The following is a 1003-nucleotide window of genomic DNA, read 5'->3' on the forward strand; positions in this document are numbered from 1 at the left end:
GTGCATTGAGTTAAAATCGTAAAAGGCCTTTAACTCGTCATCCATTTCAGGATTTGATTGCCATGCTGGTGGAATAAGCAATCGCATGGCTCGATATAAATCCATCCCGCCTGATAACAACATTTCGAGCATATTGTCTAAAGAAGACGAGTCTGAACCTGTTTCGTTAACAAAAGGGGCCGCTTGTTGTAAATCTGGTAGCAAAGGCGAATTAAACTTATAGGCGCGCGCTCTTGCCCATTGGCGGTTACCGGTAATGGTATTGATTTCGCCGTTATGAGCGAGGTAACGAAACGGTTGAGCTAATGGCCATTTTGGCGATGTGTTAGTTGAAAAGCGCTGATGAAATAAACAAATAGCACTTTTCAAACGAATGTCTGCAAGGTCAGTGTAAAATGATGGCAGATCTGCTGGCATCATTAAGCCTTTATACACAATGACTTGTCCAGAAAGACTGGCGACATAAAAGTCTTTGTCATCGGTGATTTGTTGTTCAAGGCGGCGGCGAGCCATATATAGGCGACGCTCGAGATCTTTTTCTCGCCAGCCTACTGGCGCGTTGATCAATACTTGATAAATTTGTGGCAAGCTTTCCCGACCAATCTCCCCCAAGACATCCGGATTAATAGGTACTTTACGCCAGCCAGCGACACTGAGTGTTTCTCGTTGTAGTTCTTTTTCTAAGATAAACTTCGCTTCATCAGCGCGTTGTTCATCTTGGCTGAGAAATAGCATACCTACGGCAAATTTTCGGCTTAAATGCCAATCGTTTTCTGCCGCAATAGCTTCAAAAAAATCTGTAGGCATTTGCATTAATAGACCACAGCCATCACCTGTGCGTCCGTCAGCTGCAATACCACCACGATGCTTCATTCGATCGAGACCATGAATCGCGGTACGCACAATGCGGTGACTTGCGTCGCCGTCCATTTGTGCAATCAAACCAAATCCGCAATTGTCACGCTCAAAACTGGGATGATACAAGCTCATACAAAAAACCCCC

The 1003-nt window shown here is 44.9% G+C and carries 1 pseudogene; it reads right to left on the minus strand.

The window, feature by feature from the left end:
• Nucleotides 1-990, minus strand: a pseudogene (gene gltB / locus CXF78_RS00070) (glutamate synthase large subunit); the annotation flags it as partial.
• Nucleotides 991-1003 lie beyond the last annotated feature (13 nt).

The sequence above is a fragment of the Shewanella sp. 11B5 genome, from assembly GCF_002836795.1.
GTDB classification, from domain to species: Bacteria; Pseudomonadota; Gammaproteobacteria; order Enterobacterales; family Shewanellaceae; genus Shewanella; species Shewanella frigidimarina.